Origin of the sequence: Roseateles asaccharophilus, assembly GCF_004362405.1 — a bacterium.
Taxonomy (GTDB): Bacteria; Pseudomonadota; Gammaproteobacteria; order Burkholderiales; family Burkholderiaceae_C; genus Kinneretia; species Kinneretia asaccharophila.
Map to the genome: position 1 here is coordinate 623,940 of NZ_SNXE01000001.1, position 20,871 is coordinate 644,810.

Sequence of the window (20,871 nt, forward strand, 5' to 3'; positions counted from 1 at the left end):
AGTCAGGCACCTTGCGGCTGCCAAAAGGCATGGTTGTTCTTCAGATGTTCCACGAGCAGCCTGACCGTCGCGCTTTCAGCCGGCGTTGGTTGCGCAACGGCTTCATTGGACAGCGTGCTGTGACTCGTGAACTGGATGATTCGGTTCAGGTAGAGCTGCCTGTCATCAGGCAAAAGCTCGGACCATCTCGGGTAGCCCAAGAAGCTGGCGGTCTTCTCGTAGAGATTGCGCAGCAAGGTGAAGTGATATCGCTCGACCTTGCTCTCCGCAATGGCCTGCTCAATGGTCTTCAGCAAGTGCAGGTGGTACGAGAAGCTCTTGTTGGAATCCCCCTGCTTTTCGGTGAGCTCGAAGCTCCCATCTTCGAAGCGCTCAAGCAAGTAGCTCGTCTTGCTGTTGAGCTCATTGAACAGGACGTTGTAGAACAACGGGCTGTGCGTGGTGATGATGAATTTCAGGTCCGATTGACTCGATTTGATCAACGAGGCCAGGTTCACCGCCAGCTCGATCAGGTGGTTTTCGTCCAGCGAGCTCACCGGGTCATCCACGAAGACATGGGTCAGTTTATTGAAGGCGTCGGTGGATCTGCCGGACGCTTCTGGGATGTTCAGCTCGGCAATCACCTGTTCCAGCAGAGCATTGAACACACTCCAGATGAAGTTGCTCTCTTCGCCCTTGGAGATCTTGATGTGCGGCTCTGGTGCCTCGTTTCCGCGCTCAAACGAGAAGCTGACGGATGAAAAGTCTGCACTGAAATGTGGCGTCAACTTGTCGCTGGTGTAGCGCTGGAAGGTGGTGGTGATGCTCTGGTCCTGACCCTGATCTTCCAGCACCCACTTGGTGAACGCATTGGGTTGAATCATCAGCTTGGGCTCAGCATCCCGCCCCAAGTCGTTGTCCCAATAGAACAGGTCTTCTGTGAAGGCGCTGTAGTAGAGGATTTTCTTGTCGGCCAAATCCGACGGCGACGCGTCATCACCATCCCCTTTTGGCGCAATCAACTGCTTGAACGCCCGCGACAGGCGAGTCTTGCCCGTGCCGTTGAAGGCATAGATCAGCTGCACCTTCTTGTTGGTGTCTTTCAGTTGCTGGGCTATCTCTTCGAGCTTCTTGCCCATGTCACGCCTCTACGACCACTGGTTTAGGGAAGCTCAGCAGCAAGTCGCGGTAGTAAGCGTATTGCTTTTGGCGCAGCTCGATTTCGCGGGGCAGGCCCTCGGTGATGGAGTTGGTGAGGGCGTCGAATTTGTCGAGGATGGCGACGATGCGGGCTTGTTCGGCGAGCGATTTCTCGGGGTCATCGGAGAACGGGACAGGGATATTGACCTTCTCCAATCCGCTGATCAGCAATCGATTCACCTTGCCGCGCGACACATGTTTGGCTTTCTCGTCAATAAATGCCGCGGTCTGCATCACATAGGAAACGAACTTGGGATTCATGGAGTGCCGAAAGGCATAACTGTCGTCGTGAATCGCAACCGGCTCAGCCCCAATCCAGGCCACCGCCTTGCCAACATCATCAACAGTTTCACCCACGCCCGCGATCACAACATCACCAGGCTGTGCATAACGAAGTGAACTCTCCAATTCAGCCCTGACCCTGGAGTAGACTCGATCTGCGAATGCCCCGTAGTGGGTGTATATCTCGCCATAGTGGATGACGGGAATTCCGTCTTCAGAAAAATCTGCCTTGGTGAAGCGCTTCCCGCGAATGAATTCGCCAATTTCTCCTAAAGGCTTCCACTCCACCTCCCCATCTTCAAAACTCAACAAATGATCCCGATAATGGTTGTATTGTTTCTTCCTGGCGGTCAGCTCGGCGGTCAGCTCGGCGGTCAGCTCGGCGGTCAGCTCGGTGAAGGCATCCAGGATGCGGACGATTTCGGCTTGGATTTCAAGCGATTTTTTGGGGTTGTCTGGGCAGGGGATTGGGATTTTGAAGTCCTTTACTTTTGCATCTGAAATAGCGGGATATGCAGATCCACTTTGGTTTTCTTCGACGTATGTCTTGAAATCACGGGAAGAAACCCAATGAAGTATCCATTTTGGCAGGGCAATTTCCCGCTTGGCACGTAAAACGCAGTAGCCAGTGCTGGCAACCTCGCCTGCATACTCGTCACCAATTAAACAATAACGCTGTTGTGTTGGGCGTGTTGTCGCAAAAATTAGGTCGTCTTTTTCAACTAGCTTTTGGGCACGACTCGGGGCGTTGCTTGCTCGAATTTCAGTAGTCTCGCCAATAGCTTTAGTCTCGACATCCACGGATGTGAGGTCAATGTAACGATAAGCACGTTCAGCGTCGCGCCACCTGATGTTGCTTGTAGGTAATGTGACATTCCCTAGCGCCAGCCACTCTACCTTCGCCCCAGCCAATAGCCTTTGCAAAAACGCCATACTCACCAACTCACTTCTTATTCAGCAGATAAATCGCCAAACCAATTAGCCCAATGGCCACCAATGCATCCTTCGCATTGTCTTTTTGGCCTTCAGCCACAAAATAGCGGCTGTGGGTTCGCTTGAGGTCCTCGATGGAGTTGGCTTCAAAAACCACCACTTCCATTTCGGGGCGATGGGCGTGAAAGTAGCTTTGCTCTTTTTGCAGGCAAGCCAGCTGGGCCGCGGCGTAATCACTGAACTCTGTCCAGTGCGTTTCTTTGGTGGTGCGATTATGTTCAATGAGTAAATACATGGCGAATCGCTTCCTCTAGCTGCTGCTGATAGCCTTCAAGCGGCACCATATGGGCATGCTGGTCAATCAAGGCAAACCGCTCCGCCAAAACTTGCAACTGGCTGATCAGTGCTTGCTCTTGGACGTTGCCACCGTACTTGAGGGTGTTTTTCTCATCCGACAAGCTCTCCACCAAATTGGCCCAGATGTCCTGCGCATAGGTTCGCAGCTGTATCTCGTAAAACTTCTGGCCGTCTTTAGCGATGATGTGGGTCGCCCTGTAGCCATGAGCGTGCCGCTCTTTGCGCTCCACCTGCCATTGCAGCGTCTCAAATGCACCCACGAGCAGCTTGCTGAGCTTGTCTGCCGCCTGATTGCCACCCTGAATCACAACCCGGCAACCGGCGATGTCCTGCATTTGGGGCAGTCGCAACTTGGGCTGGCGCCGCAGCTTGTCCACAATCGATTGCTGCGTCTTGCGCTTGCGTTTGGTGCCGGTCCACCCAGGGGTGGATGCCAGCGTGCGCTGGATGAGCTGATAGGCCCGGTCATCGATCTCAGTGAAGGTTTGCCGAAACTCATCAAGCATCGCCAAATCGGCATCGCTGAATTCGCCGCCGCGCAGCCTGTCGCCCAGCTGTGTGATCTGGCTGTTGCTGAGTGTCATGGGGTTGACCTTGATTCAAGCGCCTTCAATCTCTGCCACGATGGCATCGATGTCATTGCGCAGCTTATCAATGCGGGCCACGGTGGTTTTCAACTCGGCATTGAGCTTGACGATGTTCACCACCTCGCGGGTGTCCTTGGCTTCGACATAGCTGCTGACCGAGAGGTTGTAGTCGTTGGCCGCCACCTTCTCGAACGGCACACATAAAGCGAAGTGATCCACATTCGCCTTGCTGTCGAACACGGCCATGATTTGCTCGATGTGGGCATCCAGCAGCGCGTTGTTGTTGGTTTCCTTCTTGAATAACCCGCTCGCGTCAATGAACTGTGTGGTGGTGTCGGACTTGTGCTTGGACAGCACCAAGATATTCACGGCAATGGTGGTGCCGTAAAACAGATTGGGCGCCAGCGAGATCACGCTCTCCACGTAGTTGTTGTCCACCAGGTACTGGCGAATCTTCTGCTCAGCCCCGCCCCGGTAGAAGATGCCGGGGAAGCACACGATGGCCGCACGCCCCTTGGCCGACAGGTAGTTCAGCGCGTGCAGCACAAAGGCAAAGTCGGCCTTGGATTTGGGCGCCAGCACGCCGGCTGGGGCAAAGCGCTCGTCGTTGATCAGCGTGGGGTCGTCGCTGCCGATCCACTTCACCGAATACGGCGGGTTGGAGACGATGGCATCAAAGGGCCGTTCATCGGCAAAGTGCGGCTCTTCCAGCGTGTTGCCCAGCTGGATGTGGAACTTGTCGTAGTTCACGTTGTGCAAGAACATGTTCATCCGCGCCAGGTTGTACGTGGTGTGGTTGATTTCTTGCCCATAGAAGCCGTCTTCGATCAGGTGCGCATCGAACTGCTTCTTGGCCTGCAGCAACAACGAACCCGAACCGCAGGCAGGGTCGTAGATCTTGTTGATGCTGGTCTGGCCGTGCATGGCCAGCTGCGCAATCAGCTTGGACACCTGCTGCGGCGTGAAGAACTCGCCGCCTGACTTGCCGGCGTTGGCGGCGTAGTTGGAGATCAGGAATTCGTAGGCATCGCCGAACAGGTCGATGTGGCTGGCATCAAAGTCGCCAAAGTCCAGTTCCGCCACGCCCTTGAGCACGGCGGCCAGCCGTGAGTTCTTGTCTTTAACGGTGTTGCCCAGGCGGTTGCTGGTGGTGTCGAAGTCTGCGAACAAGCCCTTGATGTCCAGCTCGGACGGGTAGCCGCTGGCCGAGGCCTCGATGGCCTTGAAGATGTTGGCCAGGTCGGTGTTCAGGCTCTCGTTCGTGTTGGCATTGGCCGCCACGTTCACGAAGAGCTGACTGGGGTAGATGAAGTAGCCCTTGGTCTTGATGGCATCGTCTTTGGCGGCCTCGATGTTCTCGTCATCGTCGGCCATGGCGGCGTAGTTCACACTGGTGTCGCCGCCCGAGATGTAGTCGACGAAATTCTCGCTGATGAAGCGATAGAACAGGGTGCCCAGCACGTACTGCTTGAAGTCCCAGCCATCGACCGCGCCGCGGACTTCGTTGGCGATTTTCCAGATTTGACTTTGCAGTGCTGCGCGTTGTTGTTGGCTTGTCATGATTCGTGGTGCAAGGCGTTGCCGATCGGCGGTCTGCTGGCCACGCGGTGGCCCAAACTGATGGGGCTTACCGTGGCCGCGGCTTTGGCCGCGAGTCTACGTGGGTCGGGCGTGCTTGCCATGGCGCCTGTTGCCAAACAGCCGGCCGACGGCAAGCCGTGTCACTGACCACCCCTATCCGAGCCAGCCCTTGATCGGCCTGTAGCAGCCGGTGACCGGGCTCCCCGCCCACTTCATTTCAGCGCGGAAGGAGTGGCCCGACAAAGGACCGGGCGGCCTTCAGGTTCTCGTGCGCCAGCTGACGCATCTCCGGCGACAGAGGGGCCGGTAGATCCTCGTTCATCGCCGCCAGCCAGAAGCGCTCGGCCGCCGCGGCCGCGCGTGCCCACACCGCGGGCTGGGCGCCGATGGTGCCGACCTTGGGCTCGATGGGCCTCAGGTCCGGGTCCAGGCCACCGCCGAGCGAGGCGTAGCGCATCGGGAGGATGTCGTAGGCCGGCGCGACGCCTTGGTACTCACCGTCCTCGCGGATGAGCAGCGAGATGTTCTCGAAGTGCCGGTCGTTGTTGCCAATGAGCTCGCTGAAGGCGGCCATGACATCGACGTGCCGGGCGTCCTCGGCCTTGAGGTAGCGCTCTCGCTCGCAGCGTGCTGCGAACTCGGACCAGGAGTCCCGCATGCCAAAGAACTCGTCGTCCACGGAGCCGGCCGACAGCATGCCGACACGGCCCTTCAAGCCGATGCGGTCGAAGCGCTGCACTTCAAGAAAGACAGAGCCGCCGCCTGCCAGCAACTGAGTGCGGCTGGCGGGAACGCCGACCTCGGCCAGCGATCGCAGGGCCAGGTGCTCCAGCGGCAGGAGCTCGGCCATGCGGCTGCCGAGCTTGGCGAACTTGACGATGACGTGCCCGCTGTCCTGCGTCAGCCACAGGAACTTGGGCTGCTCACCACCGGCACTGGAGCCATAGGCGGCGCCACGCAGAGCGCTGGCCATGCCGACGTAGTACTCGATCTTGTCTTCTGCCGGCGTTGGCGTGAGGGCCAAGAAGGCCAGCTCCCTTTCAAGCGGGGCGCTGCCGAAAATCAGGTTGCCGGGCAGGTTGAGGCCCTGCGTGAAGAGGTAAGCCACCCGATGGTCGTCGCTCCAGTCCTTGAGGCTGCTGGGAAAGGGCTGACTCTTCGCCGCGGCCTCATGGGCCAGCTGCCGCCCCAGAAAGCCCGAGGGCGCGGCGAAGAGCAGATAGGGCGGCAGGCCTTCATAGAGGCGCGTCAGCGTGCCGATCCGCTCCACGGTGGCGCCGCCCGCCAGGAACTCGACGTCGGCAAAGGGCTCGATATGGCCGTCGCGCAGATGCCGGTAGATGCGCTGGCGCGCACTCAGGCCCATGGGCAGCTGACGCAGCAGGCCGTACAGGGGCGTTCGGACCCCCGTGACACGGAAACTCGTCACCGTGCTCGACAGAGCCTGAATAGTTCGGGAAAGCGTGGGCTGACTGATGCCAAGCGCGGCAATGAGTTGCGCAGCCGTCCGTGGCCCGTAGCGAAGCTGCCGCTCAATCTCCTGTGAGAGTTCGGCGCTCGATGGACGGCTGGCGGCGTTCACTTGAATTTCTCGTGAATAGTTCGGCGCATTTTATATGCACACCTTTTCGGCCCTGCATATCGCGGGCCGAGGGCGATGCCGGCTGCGGACCGGGCGCTCAGAGGACACGCCCGCCGAGGGCGGCCTGAGTCCGCCTGGGTTTGGCCTGTTTTCGCGCCCGCACATAATCCCGCCGTACGCGTTGCAGCTTCTCGGGCCTCTCCCAGATGCGCCCGGAATCCGCCGCGAATCCCCTATCTAGGAACCCACGCACGCCCTGTTTCGCCGGGGCAGGCTTTTCGTCCCAGGCCCCGCAAGAACCGGGCTGGGCTGCTGATCACCATGGACAAACTCTTGCTGCAGCGGCTGGTGCTGGAGCGGCTGGCCGAAGACCTGCTGCAGGCCGAGCAGGGCGCGCGCACGGCGCATGAAACGGCGACCCACGAGGAAAACATCGCCGAGAACAAGTACGACACCCTGGGCCTCGAAGCGTCCTACCTGGCCACCGGCCAGGCGCGCCGCGCCGAGGCCATACGCCAGGCCATCGGCCAGTGGCAGCAGTTCCGCCCCCGCGCCTACGACGCCGGCCAAGGCATACAGCTCGGCGCCCTGGTCTGCCTGGGCCATGCCGATGACGATGAGAAACAGCAGCAGCAACTGCTGTTTCTGGGCCCGGACGGCGGCAGCATGAAGCTGGCGCTGGAGGACGGCCAGTTCGTGCAGGTCATCAGCGGCGCCGCCCCCTTGGGCCGGGCCCTGCTGGGCAAGCACGAGGGGGATGAGCTGAGCATCCAGGTGGCGGCCAGCCGGCAGCAGTTCGAGGTGCTGCGCGTCGAGTGACCCGCAGGCAAGCAAACAAACAGAAAGTCTTGTTGGCCATGCACGCACCCACGCCCACAGCCCCTACTTCCACAGACCCCGCGCTGCGGCCCGCGGCGCCGTCCTTGCCGCGGCTCTACACCTTTCGTCGCTGCCCCTATGCCATGCGCGCGCGCATGGCCTTGCTGCAGGCCGGCCAGGCCTTCGAGGCGGTGGAGGTCAGCTTGCGCGACAAGCCGGCCAGCTTGCTGGCCCTCTCGCCCAAGGGCACGGTGCCCGTGCTGCAGCTGCCGGATGGCCGCGTGATCGAGGAGAGCTGGGAGATCATGCGCTGGGCGCTGCTGGAGGCGGCGGCGACGACCACAGCGCCCCCCGATGCGCAGGGTTGGTGGGCGCGGGCGCAGACGCCCGAGAACCTCGCCCTGCTGCAGCTCAATGACGGCGACTTCAAGCGCCATCTGGATCGCTGGAAGTATCCCCAGCGCTATGCCAGCGAGCCCGGCGAGCCGGTGCCGCCCCATGCCCACCGCGACCGCGCCGTGGATCTGCTCTTGCGGCCCCTGGATCGGCGCCTGCAAGACGGCGCCGCGCCCTATCTGGGCGGCGCCACGCCCTGCGCCACCGACCTGGCCCTGATGCCTTTTGTGCGGCAGTTCGCCGCGGTGGACCCGCCCTGGTTTGCCAGCCTGGACCTGAGCGCGCTGCGGGCCTGGCTGGAGGGCTGGCTCAGCGCCCCGCTGTTCCTGGCCTGCATGCACAAGCCGCCCGCGGATAATTCCGTCATCACGCTGTAAAGTCCCGGGCCGTTTCTTTCCCAAGCCGCCCCCACACACCATGCCCAAAAACCCTCACAAGCCCTTCGTCATCGGTGTCGCTGGGGGCAGCGGCAGCGGCAAATCCACCGTGACGCGCCAGGTGGTGGCCGCCATCGGGGCGGAGAACGTGGCGGTGGTGATGCAGGACGACTACTACCGCGACCAGTCGCACATGCCGCCCGAGGAGCGCTGCAATCAGAACTACGACCACCCGGATGCCTTTGACTGGCCGCTGATGGCCCAGCACCTGGCCGCGCTGCGCAAGGGCGAGGCCATCGAGATGCCGGTGTATGACTTCGCGGCCCACAACCGGTCCCGCGAGACCATCACCGTGAAGCCCGCGCCGGTGATCGTGGTGGAGGGCCTGTTCGCCCTGTACGACACCAAGCTGCGCAACACCATGTCGCTGAAGATCTATGTGGACACGGCCTCGGACGTGCGCTTCATCCGCCGGCTGCAGCGCGATATCTCGGAGCGGGGCCGCAGCACCGAGTCGGTGGTGAACCAGTACCTGGAAACCGTGCGCCCCATGCACAAGCAGTTCATCGAGCCGACCAAGCGCAATGCCGATGTGATCCTGCCGCACGGGGCCAATGGCCCGGCGGTGGACATCATCACCACCAAGGTGATGAGCCTGCTGTCGAACGGCGCGCAGCGCGGCTGAGGAGCGCCGCGGCCGGGCGCCCGGCCTTCATCAGCGGTTTTCCAGGCGCGACCAGTCCAGCACGCCGGCCTCGCGGGGTGAGTGCCGCTGGTAGGCCTGCATCAGCGCGTCGCTGGCCGCCCAGAAATCCGCATGGCTGCGGCGTATGGCAAAGCGGTCGGCCAGGGCCCGGTAGTCCGCCTCCGACTGCAGGCCTTCCACGGCCCGCAGCAGCTCGGGCAGCTGGGCCGGGCTGGCGCGCAGCAAGGCATTGGGATAGGCCCCCACAAAGCCGGGCAGCAGGGTCAGGGTGTTCTCCTCGGGCACCAGCATGGCGCGCTCGCGGAACAGGGTGCTCACATTGAGGTGGGCCGTGTTGCGCAACAGGCTGTAGTAGCGCGCGCCCGGGCCGCCGTCGGCGCGGGCCGGGTTCTCGTCAACGCGCAGCACCGTGGCCTCGGGCAGCCATTGCAGGGCGCTGCCGCGCAGGGCGGCCAGGGCCTGCAGGGCGCGGCGGGCCTTCGGGTCGGGCTCCAGCGCAGGCGTGATCTGATGGCGTTCGGGCCTCAGCACGGCGGCCAGGCGCTGGTTCAGCAGACCGTAGAGGTGCTGCTGCGGATCGACCTGGGGCGGGTAGGCGATGCCGGGCTCGGCCTCGAACTGGTACTGCCGGCCCAGCACGCGGCCCTTGACCTCCTCGCTGGAGCCGCGGTACCAGGCGTCGCGCAGGGGCAGGCGCGCGGCATGGGGCAGCAGCATCAGGAAGTTGGCCTCGCCCTCCATGCGCAGAAAGTCCATGGACAGGCGCGTCTGCAGCTGGTGGGCGGTGTTGCCATAGACATCGAAGCCGGTGACCAGGAGGTAGAAGATGCGCTCCAGCAGGGGGTAGCCGATCAGCCAGGCCGTCTTGGGCGGATCGCCCAGCAGGCCCTGCTCGACCGTGGCGCTGTCGAAGTGCCGGAAGATGGTGAGGGCGGCATGGGGGTTGTGGCCGTCGCCGTCCCACACAAAGCTCAGGTCCAGCTTGCGCTCCCCGCTGCCGAAGAGCCGGGCCATGTGCTGGGTCTTGGCCGCCTTGAGCGCATCGTCGGCCGCGGCCATGGCGCGCCAGGCCAGCAGGCTGGCGTCGCTGCCCTCGGCCGCGGGCATGTGCAGCACCTCGGCCTGGCGTGCCAGCAGCTGGGCCGCATGCTCGCTGGCGGCGGAATCGGGGTCGACGAAAAAGACCCAGAAGCGATCGTTGATCACATTGAGCGCCGTCTGCCCACGGCAGACCGGGCCCTTGATGAAGTTGGCGACGAAGTAGCCCGCGTCATCCAGCAGGAAGCGGTAGCGGCTTTGCACCGGCAGGTCGGCAAAGGTCTTGAAGGGGTTGGAGGCCAGCTCGGGCTCGTAGCTCGGCAGGCTGTCCACCTGGTACGGCGTCTGCCAGAACCACTGCTGCCAGCGGGCCAGGCGCGCCGGGCTCAGCTCATAGGGCATGTGGGTCTTAGCCAGCACGGTGCGCCGCTCCTGCTGCAGCCGGTAGTAGGGCCGCGCGAGGCCAGGGTCGTCAAAGGGGCGGCGGGTGGCGATCAGCTGCACGGGCTGGCCGGGCGGCGTGCTGCTGCGCACCAGCTTGAAGACATGGCGCTCGGCGTCGCCCGCAAAGACCAGATTGCCCAGGTAGAGATGCTCGTACAGATAGCGGGCGACCAGGCGGTCCTTGCGGCTGCTGCCGTTGAGCAGGCGCTCCCAGGCCTGGATCTGAGCCATTAGCGTGGCGGGGAGCGGCGCGGGCGCATCGTCCGGCGCGCCGGCCAGCAGCCAGCGCCGCAGCGTGTCCTGCTCGGCCGCGTTCAGGCCGGGCAGGCCATAGGGCATGCCGGCCTGCGCATGGCGCGCCGCATAGCTCTCGTACTCATCCAGGCGCGGACAGCTGTGGGCGCGGTCCAGCGAGAAGTCGAAGTCCTTGGCGGGCAGTACATCGCCAAGGGGCAGCGGGTTCTGCTGCTTGAGCACCAGGCTGCGCCACAGGATGCTGGCCGAGAGCTGCTGCTCCGGCGTGGCCAGGCGCTCGTTGAGCACGGGCTCAAAGCCCATGCCCCGCCACTGCGAGGCCCGCTGCGCGTCCTGGCCCAGCCGGGTGAGCGGCGCGGGGTCCAGGCGCAGCTCGCCATAGACGCTGGCCTTGCTCATGCCGCGCGCCACGCCCTGCCAGCTGCTCAGGTCGAGCTGGCAGGGGGCGTCATTGCAGCCATGGCAGACCACGCAGCGCCCGTCCAGTATGGGTTTGATGTGCTGCTGGTAGCTGGGCACGCCCGGCGGCGCCAGACGTGCCTGGTCAAAGCGCGTGGGCTCGGCCGGGCCGTAGCGCGCGTCCAGGGCGCCCGACACCCAGCTGGCACAGCCCACCAGCAGACTCAGGGAGAGAAGCATCAGGGGCAGGCGCATGGGCGGAGTTCTCCGGGGCAAGGTTGGGCGCAGCTGTGAACCGCGGCTTGAGCGATGCTAACCAAGCGCGGGGCTGTGCTGGCCGCCGATTGGGGTTTCCCCACTCCGGGGGGCATGCTGCGTGCACCGGGGCTGGCAAGATGTGCGCTCCGTGCCGTTGACACGGCATCGCTGTCCACACCCGAGACCCCCAAGGAAATTCAGATGCGTCGACTGCTCCTCTCCCTGGCCTTGGCAAGTGCCTGTGCCGTGCATGCCGCCCCCGCCAGCCAGGCCTCGGTGGAGGCCCTGCTGCAGGTGACCAAGGCCGAGTCGATGATGGATGCCATGTTCGTCCACATGGAACAGGTGATGCGGGCTGGCATGCAGCAGGCCACCCGAGGCAAGACCTTGAGCGAAGAGCAGCAGCGTGTGCTGGATGCCGTGCCCGCGAAGTTCATCAGCGTGATGCGCAGCGAGATGAATTGGCAGACGCTCAAGCCGCAGTTCGTCAAGCTCTACCAGGAGACCTTCGAACAGGCGGAGGTCGATGGCATGCTCAGCTTCTATGCCAGCCCGGCGGGCCAGGCCCTGATCCACAAGATGCCCGTGGTGATGCAGAAGTCCATGCAGCTCTCCCAGACCCTGATGCAGTCCGCCATGCCGCGCATGCAGGTCGCCCTGAAAGAGGCCATCAAAGAAGCCAAGCTCTCCAGCACTCGCTGAGTCGCGTCGGCCTGCCCGCGCAGCAGGCCCAGGCTGAGACAATCCACCCCATGGGTGAATTCGACCTGATCAAACGCTTCTTCACGCGCGATACCAGGGCGCCGCAGCCGGGTGTTGCGCTCGGCATTGGCGACGACTGTGCCGTGCTTGGCCCGACACCGGGCGCGCAGTGGCTGGTCTCGACCGATATGCTGGTCGAGGGCCGGCACTTCCTGTCCACCGTGGCGCCGGAGCGCCTGGGCCACAAGGCCCTGGCGGTGAATCTCTCGGACCTGGCCGCCTGTGGCGCCACGCCCCGGGCCTTCACCCTGGCCCTGGCCCTGCCGCGGGCGGACGAGGTCTTTCTGGAAGGCTTGGCGCGCGGCCTGTTCGCGCTGGCCGATGCGCATGGCATCGCCCTGGTGGGCGGTGACACCACGGCCGGCCCGCTGAATCTCTGCATCACCGTGATGGGCGAGGCCCCGGCCGGCCAGGCCCTGCTGCGCAGCGGCGCGCGGGCGGGCGACGATCTCTATGTCTCGGGCAGCCTGGGCGATGCGCGCCTGGCCCTGGAGGCCTTCCGTGGCAGCGTGTCGCTGAGCGCCCAGGACTTCGAGACCGCCCGCCGCGCCATGGAATGCCCCCAGCCCCGCGTGGCCCTGGGCCAGGCCCTGCGCGGCCTGGCGCACAGCGCCATCGATGTGTCGGACGGTTTTGTGGGCGATCTGGGCCATGTGCTGGCGCGCTCCGGCCTGGGCGCCACGGTGCAGGCCGATGCCCTGCCGCGCGGCGCTGCCCTGGCGCATCAGCCCCTGGCCTTGCAGCGCCTGTGCACGCTGTCCGGGGGCGATGACTACGAGCTCATCTTCAGCGCCCCGCCCGCGGCCCGCGCCGCGGTGCAGGCGGCCAGCGCGGCCAGCGCCACGCCGGTCACGCGCGTGGGCCGGCTGGAGGCCGAGCCGGGACTGCGCCTGCTCGACGCCCAGGGCCAGGCCCTGGACTGGGCCGTGGCCTCCTTCGACCATTTCAAGAGCTGATGACGATGAGCAGCAGCAGCACGGACACCGAGCAAGCAAGGACCGAGGCGCCGGCCAGCGCCCCCGAGCAAGACCTGGCCCCGCGCCGCGCCACGGCCGGCTTCATGCTGCGCCATCCGGCGCACTGGATCGCTCTGGGTTTTGGCAGCGGTCTGGCGCCCAAGGCACCGGGCACGGTGGGCACGCTCTGGGCCTGGGCGGCTTTTCTGGTGCTGGATGTCTGGCTCAGCGACGCGCAGTGGGGCTGGCTGATCGCTGGCGGCACCCTGCTGGGCTGGTGGGCCTGCACGGTGACGGCCCGCAACCTGCGCACGCCCGATCCGGGTGCCATCGTCTGGGACGAGGTGCTGGCCTTCTGGGCGGTGCTGTGGCTGGTGATGCCCACCGGCTTCTGGGGCCAGGCCGTGGCCTTTGCCCTGTTCCGCTTCTTCGATGCCGCCAAGCCCGGCCCCGTGCGCTGGGCCGACGGCCTGTTCAAGGGTCAGCGCGGCCGGCCCGTGGGCTGGGCCCAGGGCTTTGGCATCTTGTTCGACGATTTCGTGGCGGCCGGATGTACCCTGCTCGTCATCGCCTTGTGGCGCAGTCTTGTGGGGTGAATAAGCCATGCTGTTTCCCGAAGAACATGAGCTGATCGAGCGCATTGCGGTGGCCCTGATCCGGCGCCGCGAGCGCATGGGCACGGCCGAGAGCTGCACCGGCGGCCTGATCGCCGCGGCCTGCACCAGCCTCTCGGGTTCCAGCCAGTGGTTCGAGCGCGGTGTGGTGAGCTACAGCAACCAGGCCAAGACCGAGCTGCTGGGCGTGCCGGCGGCCCTGATCGATCTGCATGGCGCGGTCAGCGCCGAGGTGGCCGCCCATATGGCACGCGGCCTGCTGGCCCATGCGCCGCTGGACTGGGCCCTGGCCGTGACCGGCATTGCCGGCCCCAGCGGCGGCAGCGCCGAGAAGCCGGTGGGCACGGTCTGGCTGGCCCTGGCCCATGGCTGCGAGCCGCCCCGTGTCTGGCAGGAGCATTTCGCGGGCGACCGCCATGCGGTGCGTGTCGCCACCCTGCGCTCGGGCCTGATGGCCCTGTGCGAGGCCCTGGAAGACCGGGAAGCCTGAGCCCATGAGCATTCTGCTGAGCGGGCGCTGGCCCGAGGCCGAGCGGGACCAGTGGCTGGCCTTGCTCAGTGCTGCCCTGCCCGAGGAGCGCTTTGTGCTGGCGCCCGAGCCCGAGGTGGAGATCGCCGTGGTGGCCAATCCGGCGCCCGGTGCCCTGCAGGGCCTGCCGCGCCTGGGCTTCATCCAGTCGCTCTGGGCCGGGGTGGAAAAGCTGCTGGCGGACGAGACCCTGCCGCCGGGCATTCCCCTGGCGCGCATGGTGGACCCGGCCATGAACGAGGCCATGCCCCAGACCGCGCTCTGGGCCGTGCTGGGCCTGCACCGCGGCTTCTTCCAGGTGCAGGCGCAGCAGCGCCGCCGCGAATGGCGTCAGCCCGCCCAGCCACGCGCCGCCGAGTGGCGGGTGCTGGTGCTGGGCCTGGGCGAGCTGGGCGGCCGCGTGGCCCAGGCTCTGGCGGCCCAGGGCTATGCGGTGAGCGGCTACAGCCGCAGCCCGGCAGCGCTGGCCGGCGTGCGCTGCCTGCATGGCGGCCTGGAGGTGCTGGATGCCGCCCTGGCCGAGGCCGATACCGTGATCAATCTGCTGCCCCTGACCGCGGCCACGCGCGGGCTCTTCGACGCGGCGCGCCTGGCCCGCTTCAAGCCCGGGGCCGGCTTGGTGAACCTGGCACGCGGCGCCCATGTGCAGGAGGCCGATCTGCTGGACGCCCTGGCCCGGGGCCGGCCGGGCCACGCGGTGCTGGACGTGTTCCAGCAGGAGCCCCTGCCGGCGGAGCATGCCTTCTGGGGCCATGAGCAGATCACCGTGCTGCCCCACACCGCGGCCCAGACCGATGCGCGCAGCGCCGCCGCCCTGGTGGCCGCCAATGTGCGGGCCTGGCGTGCCGGAAGCCCCCTGGCCCATGGGGTCAGTCGGGAGCGCGCTTACTGAGCATCTGGGTTAGCCTTGATGCACGTTGGGATACATAGACCATCTGCGTTATGGCTGGAGTCCAGGCCTTGATCGAGATGTTTGCCACCGAGGAGGCCGTGCAGGCCCTGGAGGCGCGTTACCGGGCGGCCCCCGAGCCGGGCCTGGCCCTGGAGCTGGCCTGGGCCCTGCGCCAGCGCGACACCGGGCGGGCCCTGCAGCTGCTGCGCGGCGTGCCGCCCTCGCCGCGCCTGTGGCTGACCGAAGCCGAATGCGTGCTGCTGCTGGGACGGCTGGACGAGTCCGAGCGGCTGCTCCAGCGTGCCGAGCAGGGTTTCGCGGCCGCGCAGGACGCGCTGGGCCTGGCCGATGTGCAGTGGCTGCACTACTACCTGGCGGCCGACCGCGGCGACACCCCGGGTCTGCACCGCGCCTTGGAACAGGCCATTGCCCTGGCCGAGCGCGGGGGCGATGCGCGCCGCCGCCTTGTTTTCGAGGCCAGCCTGGCGCGGGCCGAGGTGCTGCGTGACCGTGCCGAGGCCGAATCGCGCTGGGCTACGAGTCTGCCGCCGGCCGATGAGCGCGATGCCCTGTGCGCCGCGGCGCTGAACGACTTTCGCGGCATGCTGGCGGCCCTGGGGGGCCAGTTCCTGGAGTCCATCGAGGCCTGCTCCGCCGCTTACAGCCAGGCCCTGCACAGCGGTCAGCTGCGCCGCGCCATCGCCCTGGCCACCAATCTGGGTTTCACCTTCACCCGGATGCACGACTACGAGAGCGCCATCGACTGGCTGCGGCGGGCCCTGGAGCTGGCCCGCTCGGCGCGCTGGCCGGGCATGATCAGCCTGTGTCTGGCCCATACCGGCGAGGCCCTGCGCCGCCTGGGGCAGCTGGGCGAGGCGCGCGAGCTCTTGCAGGAATGCCTGCAGCTGCAGGCGGCGCGGCCCCAGGCCCGCACCACGGCCCTGGGGCGCCAGTATCTGGCTGATGTGTTCATGGATCTGGGTGATGCCCAGGCCGCGCTGCAGGGCTTTGAGCAGCTGGGGCGTGAGGCCGTGGTGGGGGGGTGGATCGATCTGCAGATCGAGTCCGCCCGGGGGCGCGCCCGCGTCCTGCCGGCCCTGGAGCGGGCCGAGGACGCCGTGCAGGCCGTGCAGCAGGCCCTGGCCTTGTGTCAGTCCCAGCATGAGCGCGGCCAGCTGCCGGAGCTGCACGGCCAGCTGGGTGAGCTGCTGCTGCGCCTGGGGCGCGGCGAGGAGGCGCGCCAGTGCTATGCCCAGGCCCTGGAGGAGGCGCAGGCCCTGCCCGGCTACCGCCTGCCACCGGCTCTGCTGGATGGTGCCGCACGCGCGCATGCGAGCTTGGGCCAGTACGAGACGGCCTTCGAGCTCTCGCGCCGGGCCGGTGCGCTGCGCGAGCAGGGCTTCAGCGAGGACGCCCGCCAGCGCTCGCGCGCCATGCACACCCATCACCAGATCGAACGTGCCCGCGCCGAGAGCGAGCATCTGCGGCGCCTGGCGGCCTCGGAGGCGGCGCGCTTCGAGGCGCTCAAGGATGCACATGCGGTGCTGGAGCATCTGGGCCGGGTGGGCCAGGAGATCACGGCCGAGCTGCAGGTGGATCGTGTGCTGGAGGTGCTGGAGCGCCGTGTGCACGCCCTGCTGCATGCCAGCTGCATGATGGTCTATCTGCTGGACGAGGGCGGCAGCCGCCTGCAGTGCGAGTTCGGCGTGGAGGACGGGCAGCCCTTCCAGGACCCGCCGATTGCCCTGGATGCGCCCGATTCCTATGTGGCCCGCTGCGCCCGCGAGCGTCGCGAGTTCGTGCTGGATGCGCCCGACGAGCTGGCCGTAGCCGCCCAGGTGGCCGACACGCCGCAGCCGCAGAGCCTGGTGTTCATGCCCCTGATGGTGGCGCAGCGCCTGGTGGGGGTGCTGAGCCTGCAGTCGCCGCGCAGCGCGGCCTATGGGGAGCGCGAGCAACTCATCGTGCGCAGCCTGGCGGCCTATGCCGCCATCGCGCTGGAGAATGCCCACGCCTACCAGCGTCTCTCGGCCCTGCAGCGCCAGCTGCTGGCCCAGGAGAAGCTGGCGGCCCTGGGCGCCCTGGTGGCGGGGGTGGCGCATGAAATCAACACACCGATTGGCAACAGCTTGCTGGCCACCGGCACCTTGCTGGGAGCGACCCGTCAGATGGTGCAGCGGGTTGAGGGAGGTGGTGCGCTGAGGCGCAGCGATTGGCAGAGCTATGCGCGCGATTCGCTCAGCGGCCTGGAGATGATCGAGCGCAATATGCACAACGCCGCCAGCCTGGTGGACAACCTCAAGCAGGTGGTGCAGGAGCGGGATGTCCAGCAGCGCCGTGAGTTCCTCCTGGCCGAGTTGGCGGCGGAGCGGCTTCATGTCCTGGCGACCCGGGCCACGCGTGCCGGACACGCTTTGCGCCTGGAAATCGACGCCCAGCTGCGGCTGGACAGCTATCCCGGCCCCCTGGGTCAGGCGCTGGAAATCCTGGTGGGCAATGCCCTGCTGCACGGGCTGGAGCCCGGTCGGCCCGGCGTGGTGACGGTGCTGGCGGCGCCGCTGGACGAGGGGCGCTGCCGGCTGGAGGTGCGCGACAACGGGCGTGGCATGAGCGAGGCGGTGCTGGAGCGGGTGTTCGACCCCTTCTTCTCCACCCGCTTCGGCCAGGGCGGCAATGGACTGGGCCTGGCCATCTGCCACACCATCGTCTGCCATGTGCTGGGTGGCGAGATCCATGCCCACAGCGCGCCGGGACGCGGCAGCCGCTTCATCATGTCCCTGCCGCTGCGCACGCCCTGAGCCGGCGCGAGGCCGGTTCAGTTCAGGCCGGCGAAGACGGTATCCAGGGATTCGTCGCCGAGGTCCGGCGCCTTCCAGCGGGGCAACCAGTCCAAGAGCTGTGCGGCGGGCACGGGGCGCCCGATGAAGTAGCCCTGGCCCTCATCGCAGCCCAGGGCCGCGAGCAGCTTCCAGGCCTTGCCGGTCTCCACGCCCTCGGCCACCACCGACAGGCCCAGGTTGTGCGCCAGCTCGATGGTGGAGCGCACGATCTTGGCGTCATCGAGATCGCGCTCCATGGCCATCACAAAGCTGCGGTCGATCTTGAGCTCGTTGACGGGCAGGCGCTTCAGGTAGGCCAGGGAGGAGTAGCCGGTGCCGAAGTCATCGATAGAGAGCTTGAAGCCCATCTCCGACAAGCGCTCCAGGGTCTGCAGCGCGCGCTGCGGATCGTCCATGATGGCGCTCTCGGTGATTTCCAGGCATTGCATGGAGGGGTCGGTACCGTGCCGGCCCAGCAGGGCCGCGATCTTGGCAGGCAGTTCCTGGTCCAGCAGGTCGCGCGTGCTGAGGTTGACACTGATGCGAAGCGACAGGCCCCGCGCCCTGGCCTGCTGCGCAAAGCGGGCCGATTCCTCGATCACCCAGGCCGTGAGCTGGCGGATGAAGCCGGTCTGCTCGGCAAAGGGAATGAACTGCATGGGCGGCACCAGGCCACGCTCGGGGTGTTCCCAGCGCACCAGGGCTTCGGCGCTGTGCACCTGGCCGGTCTTGAAGTCCACCTTGGGCTGCAGAAACAGTCGCAGTTCCTGGCGCTCGATCGCACGGCGCAGCTCGCTCAGCAGCGACAGGGCCTCCTGGCTGCCGGCGTCCAGCGCACTTTCGTAGACCATGCTGCCGCTCTGGCGGCGTTTGGCGGCGTACATGGCCAGCTCGGCACGGGCCAGCAGGATGCGGGTGTCACGGCCCTGCGAGGGCGCCAGCGCAATGCCGATGCCGGCCCCAAGGTCCACGGTCTGGTCGTCTATGCACAGCGGTGTGACGAAGTCCTGGTGAATGCGTGCGGCCTGGGCCAGGGCGGCCGCCTCGTCGGCGCCCTCCAGCAGCAGGGCGAATTCGTCACCCCCTAGGCGGGCCAGCAGGCTGCCTTCCGTGTTTTGCAAGGCTTGCAGGCGCACCGCCACGCTGCGCAGCAGGCGGTCACCGAAGGCGTGACCCAGCACATCGTTGACATGCTTGAAGCGGTCCAGGTCCAGCATCAGCACGGCGCAGGGGTGTTCGCCCCCTTCGGCCAGGCGGGCGCTCAGGCGCTGGCTGAATTGCTCGCGGTTGGGCAGGCCGGTGAGCGGGTCCCAGAAGGCCAGGCGGTGCACCTGAGCCTCGCGGTCACGGATGTCGTGGCGCATGAGCTCAAAGGCGCTGGCCAGCTCGCTCACCTCGCCCAGCGTGGAGCTGGCCGTGACCGGGGTTTCATAGTCGCCGCGGCCCAGGCGCTCGGCCGATTCGGCCAGGGAGGCGATGGGCCGGCTGATGCGGCGCGCCGTGAAGATGCTGCCCACCGCAAAAGCCAGCAGACCTGCCAGGGTCAGGGCCAGCAGGCTGAGTTGCAGCTGGCGGTAGGGCGCCATTTCTTCATCTACCGAGGCCCACATGGCCACGGCGGCTCGGCTTGGCGGGCCAGAGGCCAGATCGCGCAGGGGCAGGCTCATCAGGCGCAGCTCCCAGCGCTGATCACCCCAGGACCGCATGACCGTGAGGCCGGGCTCCTGGTGGTTCAGCACACTGCCCATCTGTTCCCGCTCACGGGGCTCCAGCAGGGACACGAGTTCGACCCAGGGCTGATCGCGCGGGGCGGTCAGGAACATCGCGTCGATATTGACCAGGCGCTTGAGGTCCTGCAGGGGCGTGTCGTCCAGGGCGAAACCCATCAGAACATGCCCCATCAAGGTCGGAGCCTTCACCGGCACGGTGGCCAGCTGCAGCAGCTGGCCGTCCAGCAGCACCATGGCGGGCAACTCGGGGTCCGCGCCCTCGCGCAGGGACTTCAGCAAGGCCTCGATGCCAGGGCGGGTGGCCGCCACGAGGCGACCATCCAGGTCGGTGTAGGCCACCAGGGCCGCTCCGACGCGTTCCCCGTTGTTGGCCAGCGCATCCCTGATGGTGTCCCGGTCCTCCTGCTCGCCATAGCCCCGCCCCAGGGCTTCGCGGAAGCCCCAGTCGGCCGCCAGCAGCTCGGCCGCAGCCTGCTCGCGGGCAGCCTGCTGTACCAGCAGGCGCTGCATCATGCGGCCGGCCGTGGCCAGCTTGGCGTCGATGGCACGCTCCGCGTTGGCCTCGATGGTCTGCCGCGTGAAGGCCAGGCTGGCGAGCTGCACCAGCAGCAGCAGCGCCAGAAAGAGGGCGACGATGCGGCCTTCGATGCGGCGCGGATTCAGGAAGGCGGGAAGTGGGCGCGGCATGGGCGGGCTCAGTCCTCGGCAAGTCGGAGTCGGCTGGGGGCGGACATTTGTGCGTTGACCATCAGGTTTTGCATCTGGAGCTGAGGCTTGCGCAGACTGGCATGCCACAGGCGCACGCTGTGCTGCCCCGGCGGCAGGTCCAGCTGCACGCGCCCAGTGGCGTCGGTCAGGGCGAACAGGGGCGTGTCGACGACGACGATATGGGCGCTCATGCGGTCGTGGATATTGCAACCCAGTGCCGCGACACCGGGCTTGTCGAACACGATGGGCTCGGCCGGTGTGCCCGAGTAGAGCTTGATGTCGAAGGGCTTGATCGGGGAGAAGGAATAGACGTGGTGGCGGACGGTGTCAAAGTTCGGGAAAAACACCGCCGTGCCCGTCTGAACCGTCAGGATGGCGGGCTGGAACTGGCGCTCGCGCTGCACCATCTCGGCCCGCGTGCCACGGGGCGCCGTGCGTGCCTGTCCCTGCAGCTCGACGGCGACCACGGCGTTGGCCAGGGGCTGACCCTTGGCATCAAGCACCTCAATGGCCCAGGGCAGGGCCATGCTGCAGCCGCAGCCACCCAGCCATCCCAGGATCAGCGCATGTCGATACAAAGCCCGCATGTTTTCGGCACGTGGTGCCGTTCAACGCAACGGCACTGACTCTAGCCGGAATGGGGCTGACCCGGGGAACCGCGCGACACG

The 20,871-nt window shown here is 66.2% G+C and carries 18 protein-coding genes; 9 read left to right on the forward strand and 9 right to left on the reverse strand.

The window, feature by feature from the left end; all coding sequences use genetic code 11:
- Positions 1 to 2: 2 nt before the first annotated feature.
- The 6 genes from DFR39_RS02800 to DFR39_RS02825 form a co-directional block, all read right to left on the reverse strand.
- Entirely contained in the window at positions 3 to 1,118 is a 1,116-nt protein-coding gene (locus DFR39_RS02800; protein WP_133602001.1) for an ATP-binding protein, read from the reverse strand.
- 1 nt (position 1,119) lies between these two features.
- The gene (locus tag DFR39_RS02805; protein WP_211343770.1) at positions 1,120 to 2,394 is read right to left on the reverse strand and encodes a restriction endonuclease subunit S; all 1,275 of its coding nucleotides are present in this window, start codon (positions 2,392 to 2,394) and stop codon (positions 1,120 to 1,122) included.
- A gap of 10 nt (positions 2,395 to 2,404) precedes the next feature.
- Complete coding sequence (locus DFR39_RS02810) at positions 2,405 to 2,689, reverse strand: hypothetical protein (protein WP_133602003.1); 285 nt, start codon at positions 2,687 to 2,689, stop codon at positions 2,405 to 2,407.
- Positions 2,673 to 3,335 (reverse strand): nucleotidyltransferase family protein, encoded by a 663-nt coding sequence (locus DFR39_RS02815; RefSeq protein ID WP_133602004.1) that lies wholly within the window; start codon positions 3,333 to 3,335, stop codon positions 2,673 to 2,675. The genes DFR39_RS02810 and DFR39_RS02815 overlap by 17 nt, the downstream gene beginning before the upstream one ends.
- Positions 3,336 to 3,350: 15 nt before the next feature.
- Positions 3,351 to 4,898 carry a type I restriction-modification system subunit M gene (locus DFR39_RS02820; RefSeq protein WP_133602005.1) on the reverse strand — a complete coding sequence of 516 codons (1,548 nt, stop codon included), beginning with the start codon at positions 4,896 to 4,898 and terminating at the stop codon, positions 3,351 to 3,353.
- A 238-nt stretch (positions 4,899 to 5,136) separates the two neighbouring features.
- Positions 5,137 to 6,501, reverse strand: coding sequence for a HipA domain-containing protein (locus DFR39_RS02825; protein ID WP_211343771.1), 1,365 nt, complete (start codon positions 6,499 to 6,501; stop codon positions 5,137 to 5,139).
- A 321-nt stretch (positions 6,502 to 6,822) separates the two neighbouring features.
- On the opposite strand from DFR39_RS02825, the gene DFR39_RS02830 reads away from it, so the two are divergent.
- The 3 genes from DFR39_RS02830 to udk are packed head-to-tail and all read left to right on the forward strand — an operon-like array spanning position 6,823 to position 8,778.
- Positions 6,823 to 7,320 carry a GreA/GreB family elongation factor gene (locus DFR39_RS02830; RefSeq protein WP_133602007.1) on the forward strand — a complete coding sequence of 166 codons (498 nt, stop codon included), beginning with the start codon at positions 6,823 to 6,825 and terminating at the stop codon, positions 7,318 to 7,320.
- 38 nt (positions 7,321 to 7,358) lie between these two features.
- Positions 7,359 to 8,093 carry a glutathione S-transferase N-terminal domain-containing protein gene (locus DFR39_RS02835; protein WP_133602397.1) on the forward strand — a complete coding sequence of 245 codons (735 nt, stop codon included), beginning with the start codon at positions 7,359 to 7,361 and terminating at the stop codon, positions 8,091 to 8,093.
- 40 nt (positions 8,094 to 8,133) lie between these two features.
- Positions 8,134 to 8,778 (forward strand): uridine kinase, encoded by a 645-nt coding sequence (udk, locus tag DFR39_RS02840; protein WP_133602008.1) that lies wholly within the window; start codon positions 8,134 to 8,136, stop codon positions 8,776 to 8,778.
- Positions 8,779 to 8,808: 30 nt separating this feature from the next.
- Here udk and DFR39_RS02845 read toward each other — a convergent pair whose 3' ends face one another.
- Positions 8,809 to 11,190 carry a fatty acid cis/trans isomerase gene (locus DFR39_RS02845; protein WP_133602009.1) on the reverse strand — a complete coding sequence of 794 codons (2,382 nt, stop codon included), beginning with the start codon at positions 11,188 to 11,190 and terminating at the stop codon, positions 8,809 to 8,811.
- A 204-nt stretch (positions 11,191 to 11,394) separates the two neighbouring features.
- Here DFR39_RS02845 and DFR39_RS02850 point away from each other — a divergent pair, with 204 nt between their 5' ends.
- The 6 genes from DFR39_RS02850 (at position 11,395) to DFR39_RS02875 (ending at position 17,744) form a co-directional block, all read left to right on the forward strand.
- Entirely contained in the window at positions 11,395 to 11,895 is a 501-nt protein-coding gene (locus DFR39_RS02850; protein ID WP_162849390.1) for a DUF2059 domain-containing protein, read from the forward strand.
- A gap of 50 nt (positions 11,896 to 11,945) precedes the next feature.
- On the forward strand, positions 11,946 to 12,911 hold the full coding sequence (thiL, locus tag DFR39_RS02855) for a thiamine-phosphate kinase (protein ID WP_133602011.1): 966 nt from the start codon (positions 11,946 to 11,948) through the stop codon (positions 12,909 to 12,911).
- Positions 12,912 to 13,015: 104 nt separating this feature from the next.
- Entirely contained in the window at positions 13,016 to 13,507 is a 492-nt protein-coding gene (locus DFR39_RS02860) for a phosphatidylglycerophosphatase A family protein (protein WP_246030685.1), read from the forward strand.
- Positions 13,508 to 13,514: 7 nt separating this feature from the next.
- Positions 13,515 to 14,015, forward strand: coding sequence for a CinA family protein (locus tag DFR39_RS02865; protein ID WP_133602013.1), 501 nt, complete (start codon positions 13,515 to 13,517; stop codon positions 14,013 to 14,015).
- Between the two features lie 4 nt (positions 14,016 to 14,019).
- A complete protein-coding gene (locus tag DFR39_RS02870) occupies positions 14,020 to 14,946 on the forward strand; it encodes a 2-hydroxyacid dehydrogenase (RefSeq protein ID WP_133602014.1) in 927 nt (308 codons plus the stop codon).
- 77 nt (positions 14,947 to 15,023) lie between these two features.
- Complete coding sequence (locus DFR39_RS02875) at positions 15,024 to 17,744, forward strand: ATP-binding protein (RefSeq protein WP_246030687.1); 2,721 nt, start codon at positions 15,024 to 15,026, stop codon at positions 17,742 to 17,744.
- A gap of 17 nt (positions 17,745 to 17,761) precedes the next feature.
- Here the strand turns inward: DFR39_RS02875 and DFR39_RS02880 are convergent, their stop codons facing one another.
- Entirely contained in the window at positions 17,762 to 20,182 is a 2,421-nt protein-coding gene (locus DFR39_RS02880; protein ID WP_246030654.1) for a putative bifunctional diguanylate cyclase/phosphodiesterase, read from the reverse strand.
- An 8-nt stretch (positions 20,183 to 20,190) separates the two neighbouring features.
- Positions 20,191 to 20,781 (reverse strand): methylamine utilization protein, encoded by a 591-nt coding sequence (locus tag DFR39_RS02885; protein WP_246030655.1) that lies wholly within the window; start codon positions 20,779 to 20,781, stop codon positions 20,191 to 20,193.
- Positions 20,782 to 20,871: the final 90 nt, after the last annotated feature.

Excerpts from the sequence above, each read along its gene's own strand:
- DFR39_RS02800 (WP_133602001.1), bottom strand. The coding sequence starts at position 1,118 with ATGGGCAAGAAGCTCGAAGAGATAGCCCAGCAACTGAAAGACACCAAC.
- DFR39_RS02805 (WP_211343770.1), bottom strand. The coding sequence starts at position 2,394 with ATGGCGTTTTTGCAAAGGCTATTGGCTGGGGCGAAGGTAGAGTGGCTG.
- DFR39_RS02810 (WP_133602003.1), bottom strand. The coding sequence starts at position 2,689 with ATGTATTTACTCATTGAACATAATCGCACCACCAAAGAAACGCACTGG.
- DFR39_RS02815 (WP_133602004.1), bottom strand. The coding sequence starts at position 3,335 with ATGACACTCAGCAACAGCCAGATCACACAGCTGGGCGACAGGCTGCGC.
- DFR39_RS02820 (WP_133602005.1), bottom strand. The coding sequence starts at position 4,898 with ATGACAAGCCAACAACAACGCGCAGCACTGCAAAGTCAAATCTGGAAA.
- DFR39_RS02830 (WP_133602007.1), top strand. The coding sequence starts at position 6,823 with ATGGACAAACTCTTGCTGCAGCGGCTGGTGCTGGAGCGGCTGGCCGAA.
- DFR39_RS02835 (WP_133602397.1), top strand. The coding sequence starts at position 7,359 with ATGCACGCACCCACGCCCACAGCCCCTACTTCCACAGACCCCGCGCTG.
- udk (WP_133602008.1), top strand. The coding sequence starts at position 8,134 with ATGCCCAAAAACCCTCACAAGCCCTTCGTCATCGGTGTCGCTGGGGGC.
- DFR39_RS02845 (WP_133602009.1), bottom strand. The coding sequence starts at position 11,190 with ATGCGCCTGCCCCTGATGCTTCTCTCCCTGAGTCTGCTGGTGGGCTGT.
- DFR39_RS02850 (WP_162849390.1), top strand. The coding sequence starts at position 11,395 with ATGCGTCGACTGCTCCTCTCCCTGGCCTTGGCAAGTGCCTGTGCCGTG.
- thiL (WP_133602011.1), top strand. The coding sequence starts at position 11,946 with ATGGGTGAATTCGACCTGATCAAACGCTTCTTCACGCGCGATACCAGG.
- DFR39_RS02860 (WP_246030685.1), top strand. The coding sequence starts at position 13,016 with ATGCTGCGCCATCCGGCGCACTGGATCGCTCTGGGTTTTGGCAGCGGT.
- DFR39_RS02865 (WP_133602013.1), top strand. The coding sequence starts at position 13,515 with ATGCTGTTTCCCGAAGAACATGAGCTGATCGAGCGCATTGCGGTGGCC.
- DFR39_RS02870 (WP_133602014.1), top strand. The coding sequence starts at position 14,020 with ATGAGCATTCTGCTGAGCGGGCGCTGGCCCGAGGCCGAGCGGGACCAG.
- DFR39_RS02875 (WP_246030687.1), top strand. The coding sequence starts at position 15,024 with ATGTTTGCCACCGAGGAGGCCGTGCAGGCCCTGGAGGCGCGTTACCGG.
- DFR39_RS02880 (WP_246030654.1), bottom strand. The coding sequence starts at position 20,182 with ATGCCGCGCCCACTTCCCGCCTTCCTGAATCCGCGCCGCATCGAAGGC.